Source organism: Holtiella tumoricola, assembly GCF_027857615.1.
GTDB classification, from domain to species: domain Bacteria; phylum Bacillota; class Clostridia; order Lachnospirales; family Cellulosilyticaceae; genus Holtiella; species Holtiella tumoricola.
In genome coordinates this window covers 144,595-164,419 of sequence record NZ_JAQIFT010000062.1, presented here as the reverse complement: position 1 = coordinate 164,419, position 19,825 = coordinate 144,595, and the positions used below count along the sequence as shown (strand labels likewise).

General features: G+C 32.6%; 18 protein-coding genes. All 18 read left to right on the top strand.

All coding sequences use genetic code 11. From position 1 onward, the window contains the following. The first annotated feature begins 4 nt into the window (after positions 1 to 4). The 18 genes from PBV87_RS18620 (at position 5) to PBV87_RS18535 (ending at position 19,688) form a co-directional block, all read left to right on the top strand. The gene (locus PBV87_RS18620; RefSeq protein WP_271013314.1) at positions 5 to 910 is read left to right on the top strand and encodes a two-component system regulatory protein YycI; all 906 of its coding nucleotides are present in this window, start codon (positions 5 to 7) and stop codon (positions 908 to 910) included. Between the two features lie 107 nt (positions 911 to 1,017). Then, a complete protein-coding gene (locus PBV87_RS18615; RefSeq protein WP_271013313.1) occupies positions 1,018 to 2,271 on the top strand; it encodes a UDP-N-acetylglucosamine 1-carboxyvinyltransferase in 1,254 nt (417 codons plus the stop codon). A gap of 151 nt (positions 2,272 to 2,422) precedes the next feature. Continuing rightward, positions 2,423 to 2,773 carry a YjgN family protein gene (locus PBV87_RS18610; RefSeq protein WP_271013312.1) on the top strand — a complete coding sequence of 117 codons (351 nt, stop codon included), beginning with the start codon at positions 2,423 to 2,425 and terminating at the stop codon, positions 2,771 to 2,773. 237 nt (positions 2,774 to 3,010) lie between these two features. Further along, positions 3,011 to 3,736, top strand: coding sequence for a LytR/AlgR family response regulator transcription factor (locus PBV87_RS18605; protein WP_271013311.1), 726 nt, complete (start codon positions 3,011 to 3,013; stop codon positions 3,734 to 3,736). Between the two features lie 577 nt (positions 3,737 to 4,313). Beyond that, positions 4,314 to 5,093 carry an ATP-binding protein gene (locus tag PBV87_RS18600; RefSeq protein ID WP_271013310.1) on the top strand — a complete coding sequence of 260 codons (780 nt, stop codon included), beginning with the start codon at positions 4,314 to 4,316 and terminating at the stop codon, positions 5,091 to 5,093. A 291-nt stretch (positions 5,094 to 5,384) separates the two neighbouring features. After that, entirely contained in the window at positions 5,385 to 5,894 is a 510-nt protein-coding gene (locus PBV87_RS18595; protein ID WP_053983059.1) for an RNA polymerase sigma factor, read from the top strand. Next, on the top strand, positions 5,884 to 6,537 hold the full coding sequence (locus PBV87_RS18590; RefSeq protein WP_271013309.1) for a zf-HC2 domain-containing protein: 654 nt from the start codon (positions 5,884 to 5,886) through the stop codon (positions 6,535 to 6,537). The genes PBV87_RS18595 and PBV87_RS18590 overlap by 11 nt, the downstream gene beginning before the upstream one ends. A gap of 100 nt (positions 6,538 to 6,637) precedes the next feature. Beyond that, positions 6,638 to 7,189: a cysteine hydrolase family protein gene (locus tag PBV87_RS18585; protein ID WP_271013308.1), complete on the top strand. Its 552-nt coding sequence runs from the start codon at positions 6,638 to 6,640 to the stop codon at positions 7,187 to 7,189. Between the two features lie 111 nt (positions 7,190 to 7,300). Next, on the top strand, positions 7,301 to 8,053 hold the full coding sequence (nadE, locus tag PBV87_RS18580; protein ID WP_271013307.1) for an NAD(+) synthase: 753 nt from the start codon (positions 7,301 to 7,303) through the stop codon (positions 8,051 to 8,053). A 297-nt stretch (positions 8,054 to 8,350) separates the two neighbouring features. Continuing rightward, positions 8,351 to 9,619, top strand: a complete 1,269-nt coding sequence (locus PBV87_RS18575) for a glycosyltransferase (protein WP_271013306.1) — start codon at positions 8,351 to 8,353, stop codon at positions 9,617 to 9,619. A gap of 38 nt (positions 9,620 to 9,657) precedes the next feature. Next, positions 9,658 to 11,781 (top strand): sensor histidine kinase, encoded by a 2,124-nt coding sequence (locus tag PBV87_RS18570; RefSeq protein ID WP_271013305.1) that lies wholly within the window; start codon positions 9,658 to 9,660, stop codon positions 11,779 to 11,781. Between the two features lies 1 nt (position 11,782). Then, complete coding sequence (locus tag PBV87_RS18565) at positions 11,783 to 12,484, top strand: response regulator transcription factor (RefSeq protein ID WP_271013304.1); 702 nt, start codon at positions 11,783 to 11,785, stop codon at positions 12,482 to 12,484. A 95-nt stretch (positions 12,485 to 12,579) separates the two neighbouring features. After that, a complete protein-coding gene (locus tag PBV87_RS18560) occupies positions 12,580 to 13,527 on the top strand; it encodes an LCP family protein (RefSeq protein WP_271013303.1) in 948 nt (315 codons plus the stop codon). A gap of 184 nt (positions 13,528 to 13,711) precedes the next feature. Beyond that, entirely contained in the window at positions 13,712 to 15,523 is a 1,812-nt protein-coding gene (locus PBV87_RS18555; RefSeq protein ID WP_271013302.1) for a glycerophosphodiester phosphodiesterase, read from the top strand. A 138-nt stretch (positions 15,524 to 15,661) separates the two neighbouring features. Then, positions 15,662 to 16,369: a sulfite exporter TauE/SafE family protein gene (locus tag PBV87_RS18550; RefSeq protein ID WP_271013301.1), complete on the top strand. Its 708-nt coding sequence runs from the start codon at positions 15,662 to 15,664 to the stop codon at positions 16,367 to 16,369. A gap of 146 nt (positions 16,370 to 16,515) precedes the next feature. Beyond that, positions 16,516 to 17,085, top strand: a complete 570-nt coding sequence (locus PBV87_RS18545) for an RNA polymerase sigma factor (protein WP_271013300.1) — start codon at positions 16,516 to 16,518, stop codon at positions 17,083 to 17,085. Next, on the top strand, positions 17,082 to 17,873 hold the full coding sequence (locus PBV87_RS18540; RefSeq protein WP_271013299.1) for a hypothetical protein: 792 nt from the start codon (positions 17,082 to 17,084) through the stop codon (positions 17,871 to 17,873). Before PBV87_RS18545 ends, PBV87_RS18540 begins: the two co-directional genes overlap by 4 nt. Before the next feature lie 189 nt (positions 17,874 to 18,062). Then, on the top strand, positions 18,063 to 19,688 hold the full coding sequence (locus tag PBV87_RS18535) for a M3 family oligoendopeptidase (protein WP_271013298.1): 1,626 nt from the start codon (positions 18,063 to 18,065) through the stop codon (positions 19,686 to 19,688). Positions 19,689 to 19,825 lie beyond the last annotated feature (137 nt).

Sequence of the window (19,825 nt, the reverse complement as noted above, 5' to 3'; positions counted from 1 at the left end):
AAATATGAGATGGGATAAGGCGTTAAATTTATTAATTGCTATTTTTTTATGCCTCAATATTGTCTTAGCATGGATTAATTATGAAAAGCTAGTTGTAACGTATCAAGTATCTGATGATCGTCTAGATACGATTACCTCTATTTTAAAAAAGAATAATATAAAAGTTGATGCTAAGTTACCTCGAGTATTTTCGCCAAAATCGTCCATCTGGTTAGAGCCTGTGCAGATTACTTCTACCATACGTGATGGCGTGGTAAGTAATGTATTTGGAGAAGACCGTTCTTTGATTACCATTACAAAAGATGCTTATGATGTGAAATATGGGAGAAATGCACTTGTCTACAGTAAGCAAGAAGAAGAACTTAAGTTTTCTAAAGAACGTATTAGTTACCATCATAAAGGGATTGAAAATGAGGGCAATGCCTTGAGCGAGAAGGAAGCTTTGAAGCTAGCTAAGAGGTTTGTAGAGAACTTAGAAATGGAGAATTATTTCCAAGATGTAAAAATTGAGTCTAGAAGTGAGTCATATGGATGGGATATAACATATTATGAAGTATATAAAGGTTTACCTGTTTTTGACAGTTATATCAAATTAAGGGTATCTGAGGGTGGCGTGTTTGATGCTGAGGTCAGATGCCTGGTCATTACAGATAAAGTAGGCCAGCTTAAACCTTTATATCCTATTGACGAAGTCCTTTTTGGACTTCAAGAACTTAATCTGGATCAAACGGAAAGAATAGTTGAATCTGTTGAACTTGGCTATAGGCTAGATAATATTGAAGGAATGCATATTTTAGCCGAAGAAGCAGTTCCAATGTACAAAATTCAAATGCGGGGTTTAACAACACCGATATTTGTCAATGCTTATACAAATACCTATGAAGAAATACTTTTTATTTCCCAGTATTGATGGTATAATGGAAATTGACTGATTTTGAGGCGTTATAAGGCCATGTTGCAATAGATACAACAAAAGTAAAATAGTAAAGAATAAATACAAATTAAGAGGTGTTTAGGTTGAGCAAGCTATGTATACGAGGTGGTAAACGCCTAACCGGAGATGTAGTAATTAGTGGAGCTAAAAATGCAGCAGTGGCCATACTACCAGCTGCGCTTTTAGTGGATGGAACATGTGAAATTGAAAACTTACCATATATTAATGATGTTATTTTATTAACAGATGCAATGAAATCTTTAGGAGCAATTGCTGAATTTGAAGATAAGCATACTGTTAATGTAGATGCAACAACCGTATACAGTTATTGTGCTACAGATGAGTGTATTGGTAAAATGAGAGCTTCTTATTATTTAATTGGAGCACTCCTTGGACGTTTTGGTAAAGCAAAAGTTGCAATGCCAGGCGGATGTAATTTTGGTAAAAGACCAATTGATCAGCATATTAAAGGTTTTGAAGCACTTGGTGCAACAGTAACCATACAAGAAGATACAATTTATGCAGTAGCAGATAAATTAGTAGGAACACATATTTACCTTGATGTAGTAAGCGTAGGTGCTACGATTAACATCATGTTAGCAGCAGTCTTAGCAGAAGGGACAACTACTATTGAGAATGCAGCTAAAGAGCCTCACATCGTAGATGTGGCCAACTTCCTCAATATGATGGGAGCAAGCATCAAAGGTGCAGGTACAGATGTTATCCGTGTCAAAGGTGTACCTAAGTTACAAGGTGGAAAATACTCTATTATCCCAGACCAAATAGAAGCAGGCACTTATATGATGGCAGCAGCTATTACTGGTGGGGATGTATATGTACGTAACATTATCCCAGAGCATATGGAATCAGTATCTCTCAAAATGCGTGAGATGGGTGTTGAAATTGAAGAAGGAGACGACTACATTCATGTAGCTGCAGGTAAAGATCTTATTGCAACAAATGTTAAAACTTTACCTCATCCAGGTTTCCCAACAGACCTTCAACCACAGATGACAGTACTATTAAGTACAGCAATGGGTAAGAGTACTATGCTTGAAAGTGTGTTTGAAAACAGATTCCAATATATTGAACAACTCAATCATATGGGAACTAAGATTAACGTAGTAAACGGAAACAAAGCTGAAATCGAAGGCGTAAGTCATCTAACAGGTAGCAATCTTATTGCAACAGACTTACGTGCAGGTGCTTGTATGATTTTAGCGGGGCTAAAAGCAGATGGTGAAACTTATATCGATGATATCAAATACATTGATAGAGGATACGAATCAGTAGAAGATAAATTAAGAGCACTTGGTGCAGACGTATCAAGAGTGTAACAAAAAGCAATTCAGGCAGACTCCCTGAATTGCTTTTTGTATTTTATAACAGAATATAAGCTATTGGTAACAACTGTAATATTTATAGATGATTGTTTGCTAAGATAGAGACAAATAAAATCTGGCACAACATTACAGGAGAATATTTAATATGAAACAGTCAACAATCATTGAACATAAGAAAAAGTATGATTCCTACTTTGATAAGAAGGTAAAAGATTATATCATTCTTAATATTAAATTTTATGCTATATGTATTCTAACATTAGGACTAGCTTATCCTTGGGCACTATGTATGAAGTATAAAGCACAATATCACCATACAGTGATTTGTGGTAAGAGATTGAAATTTATTGGAGACCCTAGAGAACTTATTTGTCACTGGTTATGGTGGTGGTTCTTAAGTATAGTTACATTTGGGATATTTGTAATTGTTGTAGATATAAGAATGGAGCAATGGATTACAGCAAATACAATTTTTGAAGATACGCAGATGGAATAGAATTTGATATTATAAATCCCCCTTAGGGCGCTTAACTGTGCTGCTAAGGGGGATTTACTTATTTATATATAAATAAATTTAAAGTATATGTATAAAAAAGATAATCAATAGAGTATAATTATCTTCTGTTAATTATATAATGCTAAGTTTGTTTAGAAATATATTGGAAATAAAAAATAATTTATTAATGAGAGAAGGTAAGATATAATTAATTTGGACATTTAAGGAGGGCTAGGGATGAAGGTAGCTATATGTGATGATGAGAAACTATTTAGAGATGAACTAGAGAAGTTACTCTATAGATTCTCTTTTGAGTATAATATAGATATATTTATACATATGTATTCTTCTGGGGAAGAACTTATATGGGCACTTAATCATTCATCTAAGAATTATGATTTAATTTTTTTAGATATCTTGATGGAAGGGCAAAATGGGATTGAAACAGCAAAAGAAATTAGAAAGATGGATATGAAAGTACTTATTGCCTTTTTAACAAGTACAGTAGAGTTTGCTTTAGATGGTTATGAGGTGAAGGCCTTAAGTTATATGGTCAAACCTATTACATATGAAAAGTTACAAAAGATTGCTTTAGAAGTTTATGAAACGCAATATGATGCCAATAATGTTTTTACTTTTAGCATTAATCATGCCTTATATTCCATTCCCTTTATAGATATCAATTATTTCGAAGTGGATAAAAGGGTTATATATGTTAATGCAATAAAAAATAAGCATATAGAAGATAAGGGATTTTATAAAAAAATTGATGATCTAGCTAAAGAATTAGAGCAACATCATTTTATAAAGAGTCATCGCAGTTACTTAGTTAATCTAAAAAATATTATGTCCATATCAGCGAAAGAGATTGTTTTTGTAAATAATCAAACAGCCCCTATCAGTAGAAGCTTATATAAAGATGTTAAAAATAGATTTTTAGAATATACATCTTCATTACTATAAAATAGGAGTTAATATGAATTTTGAAATACTAATACAAATTATAGATAGCTGGACCATTCTCATTGTATTTTTACATTTGGTGATGCTTAAGAAGTTTGAATGTATATGTAATAAATACATTTCTTTTTTAGCCATATGGGGTATTACCATTTTTACATATTATCAATTACATCTTACAGAGATAAGTCTACTAAGTGAATTATATATATTAGCCTTTTTAGTTTTGGTGTTATATAACTTATTTTTTAAAGGGAAATTATTTCAGATTTCTTTAAAGTGTATCATTTTATTACAGCTCTTTTTGCTGTCTCGAATATGGATGTTTATTATTTATGAGGCGTTAGAAGGTTTAGCTATTAAAACAAGTTGGCTTAACTATGTAATACATGTTATTGATGCAATGCCATTTTTCTCTAGAAACTTTATATTTATCATTTTAGCAAGCTGGTTATATATAAAACTTAATTCTAAGTATTTAAATTTTGATTATCTATATGAAAATAAAAAGGTATTAAACATATGCTTAATATTCGGGATAATAAATTATAATGTTTTATTATCGATTTTTATAAAGTCAATGGAGTTAGTGACAACAGATAGATTAGTAAGAGGCATTATTAATGTTTCTATTATTTCGGTGATTTTCTTATTTTATATTGTTACTTTATTTAGAATGATATCTGAGAAATCATATATTCATTTTCTATTAAAGGTTCTAGAGGGGCAGCTCAAAATACAATTTAATCATTACAATAATTTAGAGTATGCCATGAAAAAGTCTAGGACTATTGTCCATGATACTAAGCATCATATATTGGCATTAGATACCTTACTTGCAAATGAAAATGTAGAAGAAGCTAAAAAGTATTTAGAGAATATGAAAAGTGATTTATTCCTCTTAGAGAAGAACACAATATGTCAGCATAAATTAATTGATGCCATCTTACAATTTAATATAGGAGAATGTGCAAAGAAAAATATTCAATTAGATTATGATGTAGAGATTCCAGAGCATATTTCTATTGATAACTTTGATTTATCCATTGTATTTGGGAACCTACTTAATAATGCAGTTGAATCATGTGAGAATATGACAGATGATTCTATTGATAAGCACATTACTATTATTGCACATATAATTAATAACAACTTAGTGATAAAGGTGAAAAATACAACAACGAATACAGTTCGCTTAAATAGTAAAGGAATGCTTAAGACAATCAAAAAAGATGTATTTAATCATGGAATAGGTCTTTTAAGTATCAAGAATAGCGTAGAAAAATATAATGGAGATATGAGCTATCAAGTAGTGGATCATATCTTTGAGATTAAACTCATCATGTATATAAGTAATTAAAGATAAGCGTGTATATAAGTTTATATTTGAAGTTAAGCCTGTGTTAAAAATGTTTTGGAAAGTTAGGCACCTATAAACTAGTTTCTGTATTCTATAGAAGCTAGTTTTTTTAATTTTTATAGAAGTTAATTTACATTTTAAGGTATAGATCTGACAAATAAAATTATCAATTTATTTATATACGTAATGCTAAATTCATTTATAGTCTTTAAATATTTATTAAAATAAGAATGTAACTTTTATGACCTTTCTGCAACTAATATTATAGAAGCAAGAGAAAGGAGGTGTATCTTGAAATATTTTGAAGGTTTATATAAAGCGTATCATAAAGATATATTTCGCTTTTTATATAAATTATCTAATAACAATGTTGATTTAGCTGAGGAATTAACACAAGAAACCTTTTATTATGCATATCTTGAAATGAGCAAGTTTAAAGGAGAAGGACATATAAAAACTTGGCTTATGGGAATAGCAAAAAATAGATTTTTTATGTATCTACGCAAAAATAAGAACATTACCGTATCTATTGATGAAATATTAAATGACGTTATAGAAGATACTGTTTCAATACAAGATACATTAATCAATAGGCAGCTATTAACCAATGCTCTCAATATAGTATTTGATATGAAGGGCAATATGCGGGATGTATTTCTTGCAAGAATTTATTCAGACTCTTCGTATTCACAGATATCTAGAAGCTTAGGAATTTCAGAGAGTTCTGCAAAGGTATTATTCTTTAGAGCCAAACAACAATTACAAAAACAATTAAGGGAGAGTTATAACTATGAAATATGATTGTGAACTTATAAAAGACATTATGCCAATCTATATAGATGATGCATTGAGTGATAAGAGCAGGAAAATAGTGGAGCAGCATTTAGATGAGTGTACAGAGTGTAGCCATTTTTATAAGAGTATTAGGAATGAGCCAGATATGAAAAGTACTGACTTAATAATTCAAGATAAAACGTTAGCTTATGCAAAGAGAATAAAGAAAATAAGAAAGACCATCATATCATTTATAGCTATTATGTTTATAGGAATGACCTGGATGGCAGTATCAATCCTTGGTGGTAAATATGATACTTTTGTAGTGAAAATGGGAAGCTATGAGGAAGCAAAAGGGCATATAGAAAGAGGATGGGTACCAGAAGAAATCCCACAGGATTCAAAGGATATTTCGATTATTTATAATATTGATAGCAATAATGTAAATGGAGTATTCCATACATCTCAAGGTGGAGTAGAATCACTCATCAATCAATGTCGGGTGGCAACTGTAAAAGACTTAAGTAAAACAGATAAGCCCCTAAATAAGGAATTTAAAAAAGCAAAAGAGGAGCTTATTAGTTCTCCAGAGAAAGTTATTTTTTTACAAGATGATACTTATATTCTTGCAGTTAAAGAAGATGGCATAGTATTTTACTTTGCCAAATAATAAAAAAACATAAATGTGTAAAGCATTTGGTTTGCATTTACAGGCTCAAAATGTATTTATATAATGAGAGTATTAAAATGATAATAGAAGAGGTGTAAGGGTGAAAAAAATACTGGTTGTTGTAGATATGCAAAATGATTTTATTGACGGTACATTAGGCACGGAGGAAGCAGTGCAGATTGTGCCTCATGTAGTAAAAAAAATTAAAGAATATCAGACACATGGCAATCCTATTTACTTTACTAAAGATACGCATACAGAAGATTATCTTAGTACCCAAGAAGGTAAGAACTTACCTGTAGCCCATTGTATAAAAGGTACTAAAGGCTGGGCGCTACAACCTGATGTAGAGCGATTAGCTCAGACTATAGTAAGTAAACAAGAAGGTACCTGTATTTTTGAGAAGGGCATTTTTGGAGGAGAAGAATTGGCTAAAACCTTAAGAGAGAGTATAGAAGACCAGAGCAAGGTAGAAATAGAGCTTGTTGGTTTATGCACAGATATCTGTGTGCTTTCCAATGCAATCTTGCTAAAGACTTATATGCCAGAAGCAGTAATCAAAGTAGATTCAGCAGGATGCGCAGGGGTAACGCCTGCCACACATGAAAATGCCTTAGAAGCCATGAAAATGTGTCAAATCCAGATTGTTTAAAAGAGGAATAGACTTCTCAAGAGGAAAGATATACTTAGGTAAGAAATTTACAATAATAAAAGTTATAATTAAGGCTATAATAATGAAGAGTACGAAGAGGAGGAAAGAGATATGTATAAATTTGATGCAGAAAAAGTAACAGAAGAATTAGTAGAATGGATTAAAGATTACTTTGAAAAAAATGGTGCAGGATGTACAGCAGTTGTTGGTATTAGTGGTGGTAAAGATAGTTCTGTTGTAGCAGCAGCTTGTGCAAAGGCCTTAGGTAAAGATAGAGTGCTTGGTGTATTGATGCCAAGTGGAGAGCAAGCAGATATTGACTATAGCTATGACCTTTGTAAAACTCTTGATATTCCTCATGTTGTCATTAATATAGGCACTACTGCAACAGCTATGTTTGATGTACTAGGAGAAGCTGCAAAGGCGTTAGGTCGTGAGAGTATTTCAGATGTAACACGTATCAATACACCAGCTAGACTTCGTATGACGACTTTATATGGTGTAGCAGGTATGTGTAATGGGCGTGTAGCCAATACTTGTAACTTATCAGAAGACTGGGTAGGTTATGCAACTAAGTTTGGTGATGGAGCAGGTGACTTCTCTCCTTTGTCACAACTTACAGTAACAGAAGTAAGAGCAGTTGGGAGAGTATTAGGTTTACCAAGTAAATTTGTAGAGAAGACACCTATTGATGGTTTATGTGGTAAGACAGATGAGGAAAATCTAGGTTTTAGCTATGAAACTTTAGATGAGTACATCAGAGAAGGTAGATGCGAAGATACATCTATTAAAGCAAAAATTGATGAGATGCATGCAAAGAATCTACACAAGCTACAACCAATGCCTCATTTTGATACGAATTAACTCTATGAAAAGGGTCCTATATAACTAGAGATTTTAATCTAGTTATATAGGACCCTTTTTATATTTTAAAACTAGAAAAACCTATCTCTTAAGAAAATCTTAAGAAAGTTCTAATGAAAGTTTAAGACAGAGGTATGCTTGATTTTAATTTTTATTTATTAGAATAAAAAGAGTAACAGATACAAATTGAAATCAAATGAGGAGATAAGGGGTATGGAATGGGGTACTGATTTCTGTTGGATATTTTCTAGGAGAAGAAGTTTTTAAAATATATTTATTTAGGGAGGGGAAGAGAAGATGAGAATAGCAATGTTAACCAATAACTATAAACCATTTATAGCAGGAGTACCTATTTCAGTTGAAAGGTTAAGTAATAGCCTAAGAGAGCAGGGACATGAAGTATATGTATTTGCACCCACGTATAAAAATCAAGTAGAAGAAGAAGGCGTCATCAGATATCGTTCTTGTAAAAAGACATTAGATAGTGGGGCGGTTGTACCTTATATATTCGATCTAGAAGTAGAGCGAAAGTTTAAAGCATTAGATATTGATGTGATTCATGTACATCATCCTAATTTTATAGGATGGATGGGGCGATATCTTGGTAAGAAATATAATGTGCCAGTGGTTTATACATACCATACGAGATATGAGCAATATATTCATCATATTAAAGGATTTGATAAACTAGATGAGATGAGTAAACAAGAGGATACATTATTCGCTAAGCATATTGCGAGTGGCATCTTAAAGGTGATGAGAGAGAAGGTCGTTCCAAAGGTTATTAACCAATATACTAATCAATGTGATATGGTTTTTGCACCTACTGCTTTGATGAAAGATTTATTATTAAAAGAAGGCATTAAAGCAAGCGTAGAAATTTTACCAACAGGACTAAACGAGCAATTTTTTGAGGAAGATGTGCAAAAGTCTCATGAGATTAGACAGCACTATATAGGTGAGAAAAAATATCTTTTTTGTACAGTATCTAGACTTGATAAGGAAAAAAATATTGAATTTATTATAGAAGGCCTAGAAAAGCTGAAACAAAAAATAGGGGATGTTTTTAGACTACTTATTATAGGAGAAGGGGCTCTAAAAGAAAGACTTCAGCAAATGGTGAAAGCTTTAGGTCTAGAAACAAATGTAGTCTTTCTAAATAGTATTCCAAATGAAGTAATCAAAAATTATTATAGTGCATGTGACTTGTTTTTATTTGCATCGAAGTCGGAGACACAGGGTATTGTATTATTAGAAGCTATGGCAGCTAAAAATCCTGTAGTAGCGATTCAAGCCAGTGGTGTAGTCGAGGTTGTAGTAAATGGTATGAATGGATATATGACAGGAGACAATATAGAAGAATGGGTAGATAGAATCCTTACTATTATTAGTGATTCAGATCAATTTGAAGCATTAAAAATAGGGGCATATGATACGGCTCAAGCATATTCCACAGCAAAAGTGGCAGAACGTGCAGTAGGATATTATCAGCAGGCAATCTATGATCATGGAAGCTTGTACATGAGATTTAAAGAAGGAGAAGGTTATAAGCTTTATCAAATATAAATCAAATAGTAATGGCATAGAAAAGGAGATGTAAAGTCTTGAAACACCTAACAAAATATAAATGGAGATTTAGCGTTATAACGCTTATGGGTATTTTACTACTCTCTTTTTTTATGATGCTATCTTATCCGAGTATTACAGAAAATGCAGAGGCATATAAAGATAGAATCTTGGCCGGAGGAGACTTGCCACAGCTATTGATACAGTCTAATTATAGTTTATATAGTAAGATGCAGAAAGAAGAACTTATTGATAAATATGATACAGAAGTATTAGGTAATACCTCAGAAGATCGTTCTTTGTCTACTATATGGTCAGAGAACTTAATGAAAGGGTATTTAAGTATAGAATATGTGGCTATAGATAATGAGACACAAAATATAAGAAGTAATATACCTTATATTGAAAGTAAACTTGAACAAGTTCCACCAACACCTGCTCAGCTAGATAACCAATATGAATTTTTTATAGCGTTCCAGTACAATGAAAATGGAGAAATAAATATTCTATTAGACTCCACAGGGGCAGAGAGTGGATTAAAATTTAATATCTTAAATTTAGAACAAGGAGTTAAAGATTCGCTGAGCCAAAAGGGTCTACATCAAGTTAAAAATATGACCTACTTTTATGGGATATCTAAGATTAATGGCAATGGGGATAGTTTGGTATGGGAGATAGATTCAGCACTAAGAACAGAATATATGGATATGGCTGTACAAATAATGTATGCTCTTACATTATGCTTAATTATTGTTGCTCTTTTAATTCCTTATAGAGTGATTAAAGAAGTTACAGTGTTCCAATGGATTTATAGAGTACCGTTGGAGCTATTAATTTTTTTAGGAGGCTTTATTATTTCTGTCCAATTTAGCTATGCTGGAGAGATGATTAGAAGCTATAAAGCAGATCATATCGTATATTTTTACGGCATTTTTATTGGTAATATTGCTTTTTCTCCTATTATAGTGAAGTTAATAAATCTAATATCTTGGCTTATTTACTTTGGGACAATTGTTGTATTTGTTTGGGGAATTAAGAGCATGCACCAAGAAGGAGTAAAGAATTATTTGGTACAACATACATTAGTAGGAAGAGGCTATATCGTATTAATAAGAAAGCTAATGGATAGGGTAGAACAATTAAGTCATACTCATTTTGAAGATTTAGAAGAAAAATCTTTGAAAAGATTTATGCTTATAAGCCTTTTTGTTTTAAGTGGATTATGTTGTCTATGGTTATTTGGAATCATTGGTATTTTGATTTATGTTCTGGGTGTTTATTGGGTTATTGAAAAGGCTTTACAACAGATTAAATATTATTATCAAAAGTTACTCAATACCACTACAGATTTAGCACAAGGTGATCTAGATACAAAGATATTAGAAGAAGAACTAGGTATTTTTGAACCGATTAAGCAACGTGTAGAGCAAATACAAATAGGTTTTAAGCAATCTGTAGAAGAAGAAATACGTAGTCAGAAGCTGAAAACAGAGTTAATTACCAACGTATCGCATGATCTTAAAACGCCTTTAACATCTATTGTTTCCTATGTAAGTTTATTGAAACAAGAGGATCTTTCAAAAGAGGTAAGAGAGCAGTATATAGATATTTTAGAGAGAAAGTCTATACGCTTACAGACACTTATTGAAGATTTATTTGAAATGAGTAAGGCTAATAGTGGCAATATCATACTGACACCAGAACGTGTAGATCTTATTGCATTAATTAAGCAAACCTTATTTGAGTTAGATGACAATATACAAGCAGCGAGAGTCCAATTTAGGACAAGGTTTGAAGAAGATAAAGTATATCTCGTACTAGATAGTACAAGAACCTTTAGAGTATTTGATAACCTTATTAATAATATTACTAAATACGCCATGCCAAATTCTAGAGCTTATATTGAAGTAACAAGTGAAGGTGATGAAGTTGTGATTGTCTTAAAGAATACAGCTAAAGAAGAATTAGATTTTGATCAAGACGAGATTACTGAGCGCTTTGTAAGAGGTGATCGTTCTAGACATACTGAAGGGTCTGGTTTAGGGCTGGCTATTGCTAAAAGCTTTGTAGAACTTCAAAATGGTAGTTTGAAGATTGAGTTAGATGGAGATTTGTTTAAGGTTATTATACGATTTAAAAAAGATATAGGAGGGACATGCTAATATGAGTTCAAAAAATATCTTAGTTGTAGAGGATGAGAAGGAGATTGCACTTGCTATACAAACTTTTTTAATCAATCAAAACTATAGGGTATTGCTTGCGGAAAATGGTGTAGAAGGTCTAAAAGTATTGGAAAAAGAAGAGATACATGTTGCCATTGTAGATGTAATGATGCCTATAATGGATGGTATTACTTTTGTGATGAAGTTAAGAGAGAGGTATCACTTCCCTGTCATTATGTTATCAGCCAAAAGTGAGGACATGGATAAGATTATGGGACTTAATATTGGTGCAGATGATTATATGACCAAACCGTTCCAAATACTAGAGTTACTCGCTCGTGTCAATTCTCATGTGAGACGATATGAGAGGTATCTCCAGATGGTCAATAAAGAAGAAGTAAGTGGAAATATACTAAGTTGCGGAGGGTTAGAGCTTAACCAAGATACGAAAGAAGCTACTTTAGATGGCAAAATAATTAAATTAACCCCAAGAGAATTTAATATCCTCGCTTTACTTATGAGTCAACCAGGGCGCGTTTTCTCTGCTGAAGAAATTTATGAAAATGTATGGAATGAGCTTGCAGTGAATACAGAAACCATTATGGTACATGTTAGAAATATTAGAAGAAAGATTGAAACAAACCCTAAGGAGCCTAGATATCTAAAGGTGGTGTGGGGAGTAGGCTATAAAATAGATAAATAGATAGTATATTTAATTTATCATATCATATAAAAATTTTAATAGAGAAAGTGTATAAAGGACATACTAACTTCAAAATGTACTAATTGAGGTGAAGTATGCGCAAGTCTACAAAAATAATTTGGACGATTGTAGTCATCTTATTGGCTTTAATCATTATCGTTGGCGTGTATTTTTATAATTTATTAAATGATTTACAAGTGGATAATGGTGGCGTAATTACTCCGCAGACACCTGTTTCTTATCCAACGCTACCAGGTATTAATCATATTTTATTAGTGGGAGTAGATAGTACCAACACAGAAGCTGCTACTAGATCAGATGCGATGATGTTATTAACATTAGATAGCGAGCATGATAATGTGAAGTTAACTTCTTTTGCAAGAGATACTTACGTAAATATACCAGAGTATGGCTATGAAAAGCTAACTCATGCCTATGCCTACGGAGGTCCAGAACTTCTCATAGAAACAGTTAGGAAGAACTTCCAAGTAGATGTAAGTCGCTATGTGGTTATTGACTTTGCATCCTTTATTGAACTTGTAGATATGCTAGGTGGTGTAGAGGCGACCTTAGAAGATTGGGAGCTTAGTGAATTTAACCGAGTATCTAATGAAAACTATCGTAAGTTCTATAATGCAGATGGGGAAGATTTTGAAAGTATTGATGAAGCGGGGACTTATATGCTCAATGGTTATCAGACACTTGCTTATGTGAGAATGAGAAAAAGTGATTCTATCTATGCAAGAGAAGAAAGACAACGTTTAGTGGTAGAAGAAGTCTTTAATAAGGTCATTCGTATGCCATTTAATATGTACTCTAAACTCTTCAAACAAGTACTACCTTATATTACAACCAATATGAACCCATTTGAACTTGTGAAGCTAGGCTTTACAGCCCTTCAAATCGGAACAAATGATGTAAGACAAATGGAATTCCCAGATCCAGACCAAGGGCAAGGCGGTATATTGCCAGGCAAAGGTTGGGTCTTACAGTGGGATGAAGAATCAGGTAGAGAACAACTTCATGAATTTTTAAACGAATAGTAAAGGGTGTCATCAAATCAAGATGGGTTTGATGACATCCTATTTTTTATCTTATTTTAAATTCTTAAGAGAATCTTAAGGAAGTTCTAAAGAAAGTTTAAGAGTTATCGCACTAAAGTTTTTAAGTTTTTTCTTTAAAATAGACTATAGACAATAAATAATGCTGATTTAAGGTGAATAAGGGGTGATTATTATTATACAGATCTTTAGACGTGCGATTAAACTTATGATATGGGATTGGACAACCTTGATTTTATTTGAGTTAATTTATAAATTTGGTGCGATGATTGTAGCTTTTCCATTACTTGAGGAACTTTTTAAATTTGCGATGCAAAGAGCTGGATTAAAGTACTTAAGTAATCAAAATGTGTTCTTGATTTTAAAAAGTCCAATGGCAATTATTATTTTAGTAGTATTGGTGATGTTACTGGCGTTTTATATTTATATTGAAATAACGGCCATTATTATATATTGCAATCAAGGAATGAAGGGTGAAAAGATTAGCGTAATGAATCTTTTTGTGCAAGCGATAAAGAAGGCAAGCTATATCTTAAAACCTCAAAATGGTGTACTTATTTTATTTGTTATTGTCATTATTCCTTTAACAGGTTTCCTTTTGACAACAGAATTTTTAAGTAGTTTTCAAATTCCAGAGTTCATTTTAGATTTTATTCACAAGACTCCTCTACTTAAGATTTCCTATATAAGTATACTGATTTTATTAGAGTTCTTGGTTATGAGATGGATTTTTAGTATTTATGAAGTAACACTTCATAATAAAAGTTTTAAAGAAGCACGAAAAATAAGTAATGAGATGATAAAAGGGAAGATTATTAAAATAACAGTTTATTTTATTATATGGACAGTGGTTGTGATTATTCTAAAATGGATACTTTACCTTATGATTGTTGGAATGATGTTAATCACTGTTAAAGTGTTCTATGGTGGAAATCATATTGAAAATGAACTTTTATTTAATTATAAGTTGCTCATTCAAGGACGCTTGTTCTTTGATGCACTTATTCAATTTGTGTTAGGATTTAGCTTTATATCAGCTCTTTATTATGGCTTAAATGAGGAGGATGTATTGATAAAGCAAAGAAGCAAATGTTCAAAAGGAATCAAAGCCATAGCCAAGTGTGTGGTTAAAGGGATGAGTTTATTGATCTTATTAGGATTTTATATTGATTATAATGTAAATCGAGATTGGCTTATGGGAATAAGAAGTATGCATGCCAATACAAAGGTTATTGCTCATAGAGGAGCATCTTCATTTGCACCTGAAAATACACTATCAGCATTAGGAGAAGCAGTAAGATTAGGAGCAAATTATGCAGAGATAGATGTGCAGCAACTTCAAGATGGTGAACTTATTTTGATGCATGATACCAACTTTAAGCGTACAACAGGTAAAGACAAAAATGTCTGGGAATCAACTTATGAAGAGGTCAAAACTTATGATGCAGGGAGCCTTTTTGATGAATATTATGTTGGGGAGCAAATCCCAACATTAGAACAAGCTATTGTTTATGCAAAAGATAAGATTGAGTTGATGATAGAACTAAAGCTTACAGGATATGAAAAGGGACTTGAAGAGAAAGTTGTAGAGCTTATAGAAAAGTACGAGTTAACAGACCAATGTATGATTGTATCTATGAACTATGATGTACTCACTAAAGTTAAAGCAATTAACCCTAAAATTAAGACAGGCTATATTACAGCGGTAGCATATGGGGATTTTGAAGAGTTAGATGGTGTAGATGCCTATAGTATAGAAGCATCTTTTGCAACTGAGTTTTTAATAAGGACACTTAAGGCAAGAGGTAAAGAGGTATTTGTGTGGACACTTAACAAAGAAAATGCAATGTTAGATATGATTGGTTTAGGAGTAGATGGAATTATTACAGATAATCCAGACCTAGCTCATTATGCACTCAGCATTAAAGAAGAGCGTTGGCCTCTTTTTTCTTTTCAAGTAGGACAATTCGGTATATGATAAGACAACTAAACATGTAACTGCATTATCAGCTGTACTTTTATTTATATAAAAGTACATATGTGTATTCAAATAATGAGTAATCTTTTAAGAATTAGCACAATCTAACTCTAGATATTGAATAAAGGAGTATAGATTGTGAAGACATTTATCTTTTTAGTTATTGTACTATTAACAAACATAATTCAAGGTATTACAGGTTTTGCAGGTACAGTGCTAGCGATGCCATTTTCTATTTTGTTATTGGGCATAGATGTAGCAAAGCCACTTTTAAACATTGTAACTTTGGTAGCTTGTATACTGATTGTCTTTGAGTCCTATAAGGATATTGTATGGCAAGAATTTTTTAAGATGACATTAATTATGCTAGTTGGAGTCTTTGTAGGAGAGTATATCTACACTCTTTTCCCGGTAGATATTTTGCTTACAATTTATGCAGTCTTTATTATAGCTATTGCTTTAAAAGGTATTTTTGTGAAGAAAGAATATGAAGTAAGTGATGCTATACTAATAGGTATTATTATACTATCAGGTATTGTACATGGTATGTTTCTTTCCGGTGGGCCACTTCTTATCATTTATGCGGTTAAGAAATTACCTAATAAAGGAGAGTTTAGAGCCACATTAGCACCGGTATGGATTGTGCTCAACACTTATCTACTCATTAAACAATTTATAGGTGGACTTATAACGCCTAATATTATGACGTTATCTTTATTCGCTCTCCCAGTTTTGATTGTAGCTATTATTATAGGTAAGAAACTTTACTATAAGATGAGCCAAAAGGCCTTTCTTATGCTCTCTTATATCCTACTTCTAATTTCAGGTATAAGCTTACTCATTTAAAAATAATTGCCCCATTATTGAAGGTATCAATAATGGGGCAATTATTTTTTTTATAAAAACTTTAAGAAAAAATGAACCAAAGGGCGTATACTTGTCTCTATAGTAATAGGTGCACCTAATAAGCGTGAGAAGATGGAGGAAATGAAGTGGATGAAATAGAAATTGTACAAAAGGCAAAGCAAGGCGATATGCATGCCTTTGAATTGCTTTTTGAAGGATATAAGGCAAAGGCTATGCGAACCGTATATTTGATGACGGGTAACCCACATACAACAGAAGATATTGTCCAAGAAGCCTTTACAACGTGCTATTTGTCTCTTCATACCTTGAAGCAGCCAGAGTATTTTAAGACTTGGTTTTTTAAACTTCTAACACGCCTTACATGGAGAACAATGAAAAAGGAAAAAGGACTTGTACCTACTGATACAATCAATGAGATTATGGAGCTGGCAGATGCCAAAGCCAAAGTAGATACTATGGAGGAGGTACAAGATAGAAACATGATCTATAGCCAAATCCTTAAGTTAGATTACAAATTACAAACAACAATTATTTTGTATTACTATAATGAACTCACTGTCAAAGAAATAGCAAAGGTGATGGGATGTTTAGAAGGAACAGTTAAATCTAGACTTTATACAGCAAGAAAGCAACTTAAGCTTCATTTGATAGAAGAAGGCAAACAACATAAATCAAAGGAGGCGTATGGGATATGAATAAACAAGAGCAAGACTCAAGAATTAAGCAAGTGCTTACGGATAAAGCAAATGGAATAAATGAAAATGGAGTGTCTTTTAGAAAGATACAAGCAGCTATATATGAAAAGGAGCAAAATGAGATGAAACAAGGAAAGTTCTCTTTTAAAAATAAGAAAAAAGCAATGATAGCAAGTTTTTGCTGTATAGCATTACTTTCAGGAAGTTTAATTGCAGGAACTATTGCTAAAAGCTGGATAGGTCATGGAGACCATAGGTATCAAACATTCCCAACAGCACAAAAGGTTCAGAAGGATTTAGGTTTTCTACCTAACTATGTAGAAAGCTTACCAGGTGGCTTTGAGTTTGTATTCGGTGGGAAAGATGAATCCTCTCTAGTAGATGAACAAGGCAAGTCTATTGTAGATACTAAAGGAATGAGCTTATCCTATGCACAACCAGGTAGCAAAGATATGCTCACATTAGGTGCAGAGCAAATACCACAACAATATATGACATATGATCATATGCAAGTATTAGAGGATACTTATAAAGGTTATACTTTCTACTTTGATGAGCAAATGTACAAATTTGTTCCAGTAGATTATGTATTAACAGAAGAAGATAAAGATGCACAAGCAGCTGGTACATTAGAAATTAGCTATGGTTCTGATGAAGTAACAATAGAACAAATTCAAAGTATCTGGTGGAACGACGGAGATATTCGTTACTATATTATGGGTAGTGACTTTGGCTTTACAGCAGATGAAATGGTAGAGATGGCTCAGGTTGTTATTGATGCAAATTAATAGATATAGGAGAGTCACATAAGTAATATTTATAAATATCCATAAATAAAAGGGGTATAAGACTAGAGGCTACAGCTAGTTTTATACCCCTTTTATTATTTCATTATGACCGAACCTTAAGAAATCGTAAGTAAAAATTGAAAAAATAAAATGTTATAATTAAGTGCGAAAATAGAAGGAGGAGTAATAATGAATAAGATAATAAATAAAACTGCTGTTGGGATTATATGTAGTACAATCATTTTTCCGTTAATATTTCCTTTGGGGCAGCGTCTACCGCAAGTAGTTGAGGAAACTAAACCAGTAATTGATTTAACAGGACTCTATTCATCTAATGAGGCATGGGAACAAAGCTATAAAGAAGTAACTAAGCAGATTAATGCATTAACAGAATATGAAGGTCAGCTTGGTGATGAAAATAAATTATCAGAATATCTTAAACTGAATGAGGAAATTAATAAGGAAATTGAAAAATTACATGTCTATACTATATTAACAACTAGCATAGATCAATCTAATCAAGAATCCATAGCACAAAAGGGAAAGATACAGCAATTGCAAACGGATTATCTTCAAAAGGAAGAACTCCTTATGCAAGGACTTGAAGATGAAGAGATGGAGGGTGAAGGGGATAGCTTTTATATGAGGATAGCAGCTATGCTCGACCAAATAGATACGGTCTATGAGCAAATCTTATATGCTGATAATGATGGCATGAATGAAGAAGACTATAGCCAAAAACTTCAAAATAGACAATATAGTTTAGCTGCTCTTTATAATATGGAAGTTTCTAAAGAAGTAATATTTGGCCAGACTCTAGGCTATGACAATATCATTGCATATCTTACAGATAAGCAAGGGGTTGATGAAGAGGTTTATGAAGTAGCCAAAAAAGAAGTAAAGAAAATGAAACCTTTACTAGAACGTTATATAGAGCTAAGTAGTAATATGAATATACATATTTCACCAGAAGAGTATACTTATGCTCATGTACCACAGTTAGTCCAAGAAGCCTATCAAATATTTGGTCCGACGTATACAGATATTGCAAAGCGAGCTTTTGAAGAGAATTGGATTGATCCCTTTAGAGCACCTCATAAAAGTGAGGGCGCTTTTGCAATAGGGACTTATACAACCCATCCTTATATTGTCTTAAACTATGAAGAAACTCCAGATGGACTAGCTACAGTAGCTCATGAGCTAGGTCATGGTATACATTATGAGCTATCAAGGAACAATCAACCTTATGAAACTTGGGAAGCAGATATCTTGGCTGCAGAGATTGCATCTATAGCAGCAGAACAAAGTGTGTATGAAACTATTTATCAGAATGCAAAGACTAATGAAGAAAAGCAAACAGCTTTAGTCTTAAAGGCTGAGAGTTTGTTTAATACACTTTTTTATCAGATGACTATTGCAGAGTTTGAGGAGAAGGCTTATAAACTTGTAGAAAGTGGAGAAACACTTACTGCTGAGACACTTAATAGAATATGGGAAGAAGCAAATAAGGAATACTATGAAGTTAATTATTCACAAGATGGGGATTGGGCAGGCATTTCACACATCTTTGAGAACTTTTATACATTCCAATATGCAACGGACTTTGTAGCAGCAGAAGCTGTAGTATCAGAACTTATGAATGGAAATGAAGAAATGCAGAAGAAGTGGATCAAGTTCTTACAAAGTGGAGGAGAAAAAGCAGGCTATGAGCTCACTAAGGAAGTACTAGGCATTGACCTGAAAAAGCCACAGTACTATGAAAATGTAGCAGCTCAGTTTGAAGCTTGTCTCGATGAGCTTGAGATGATTAGCTAGAAATTGATATGAAGGAAAAAGATGAAAGGCTAAGAATAGAGGAGAGGTCGCCGAAATGACCTCTTTTTGTATTTTTGATAGTCCAGAATCCATTGGAAATAGAACATGAACGTGGTAGAATAAAGGCAACTTATAAC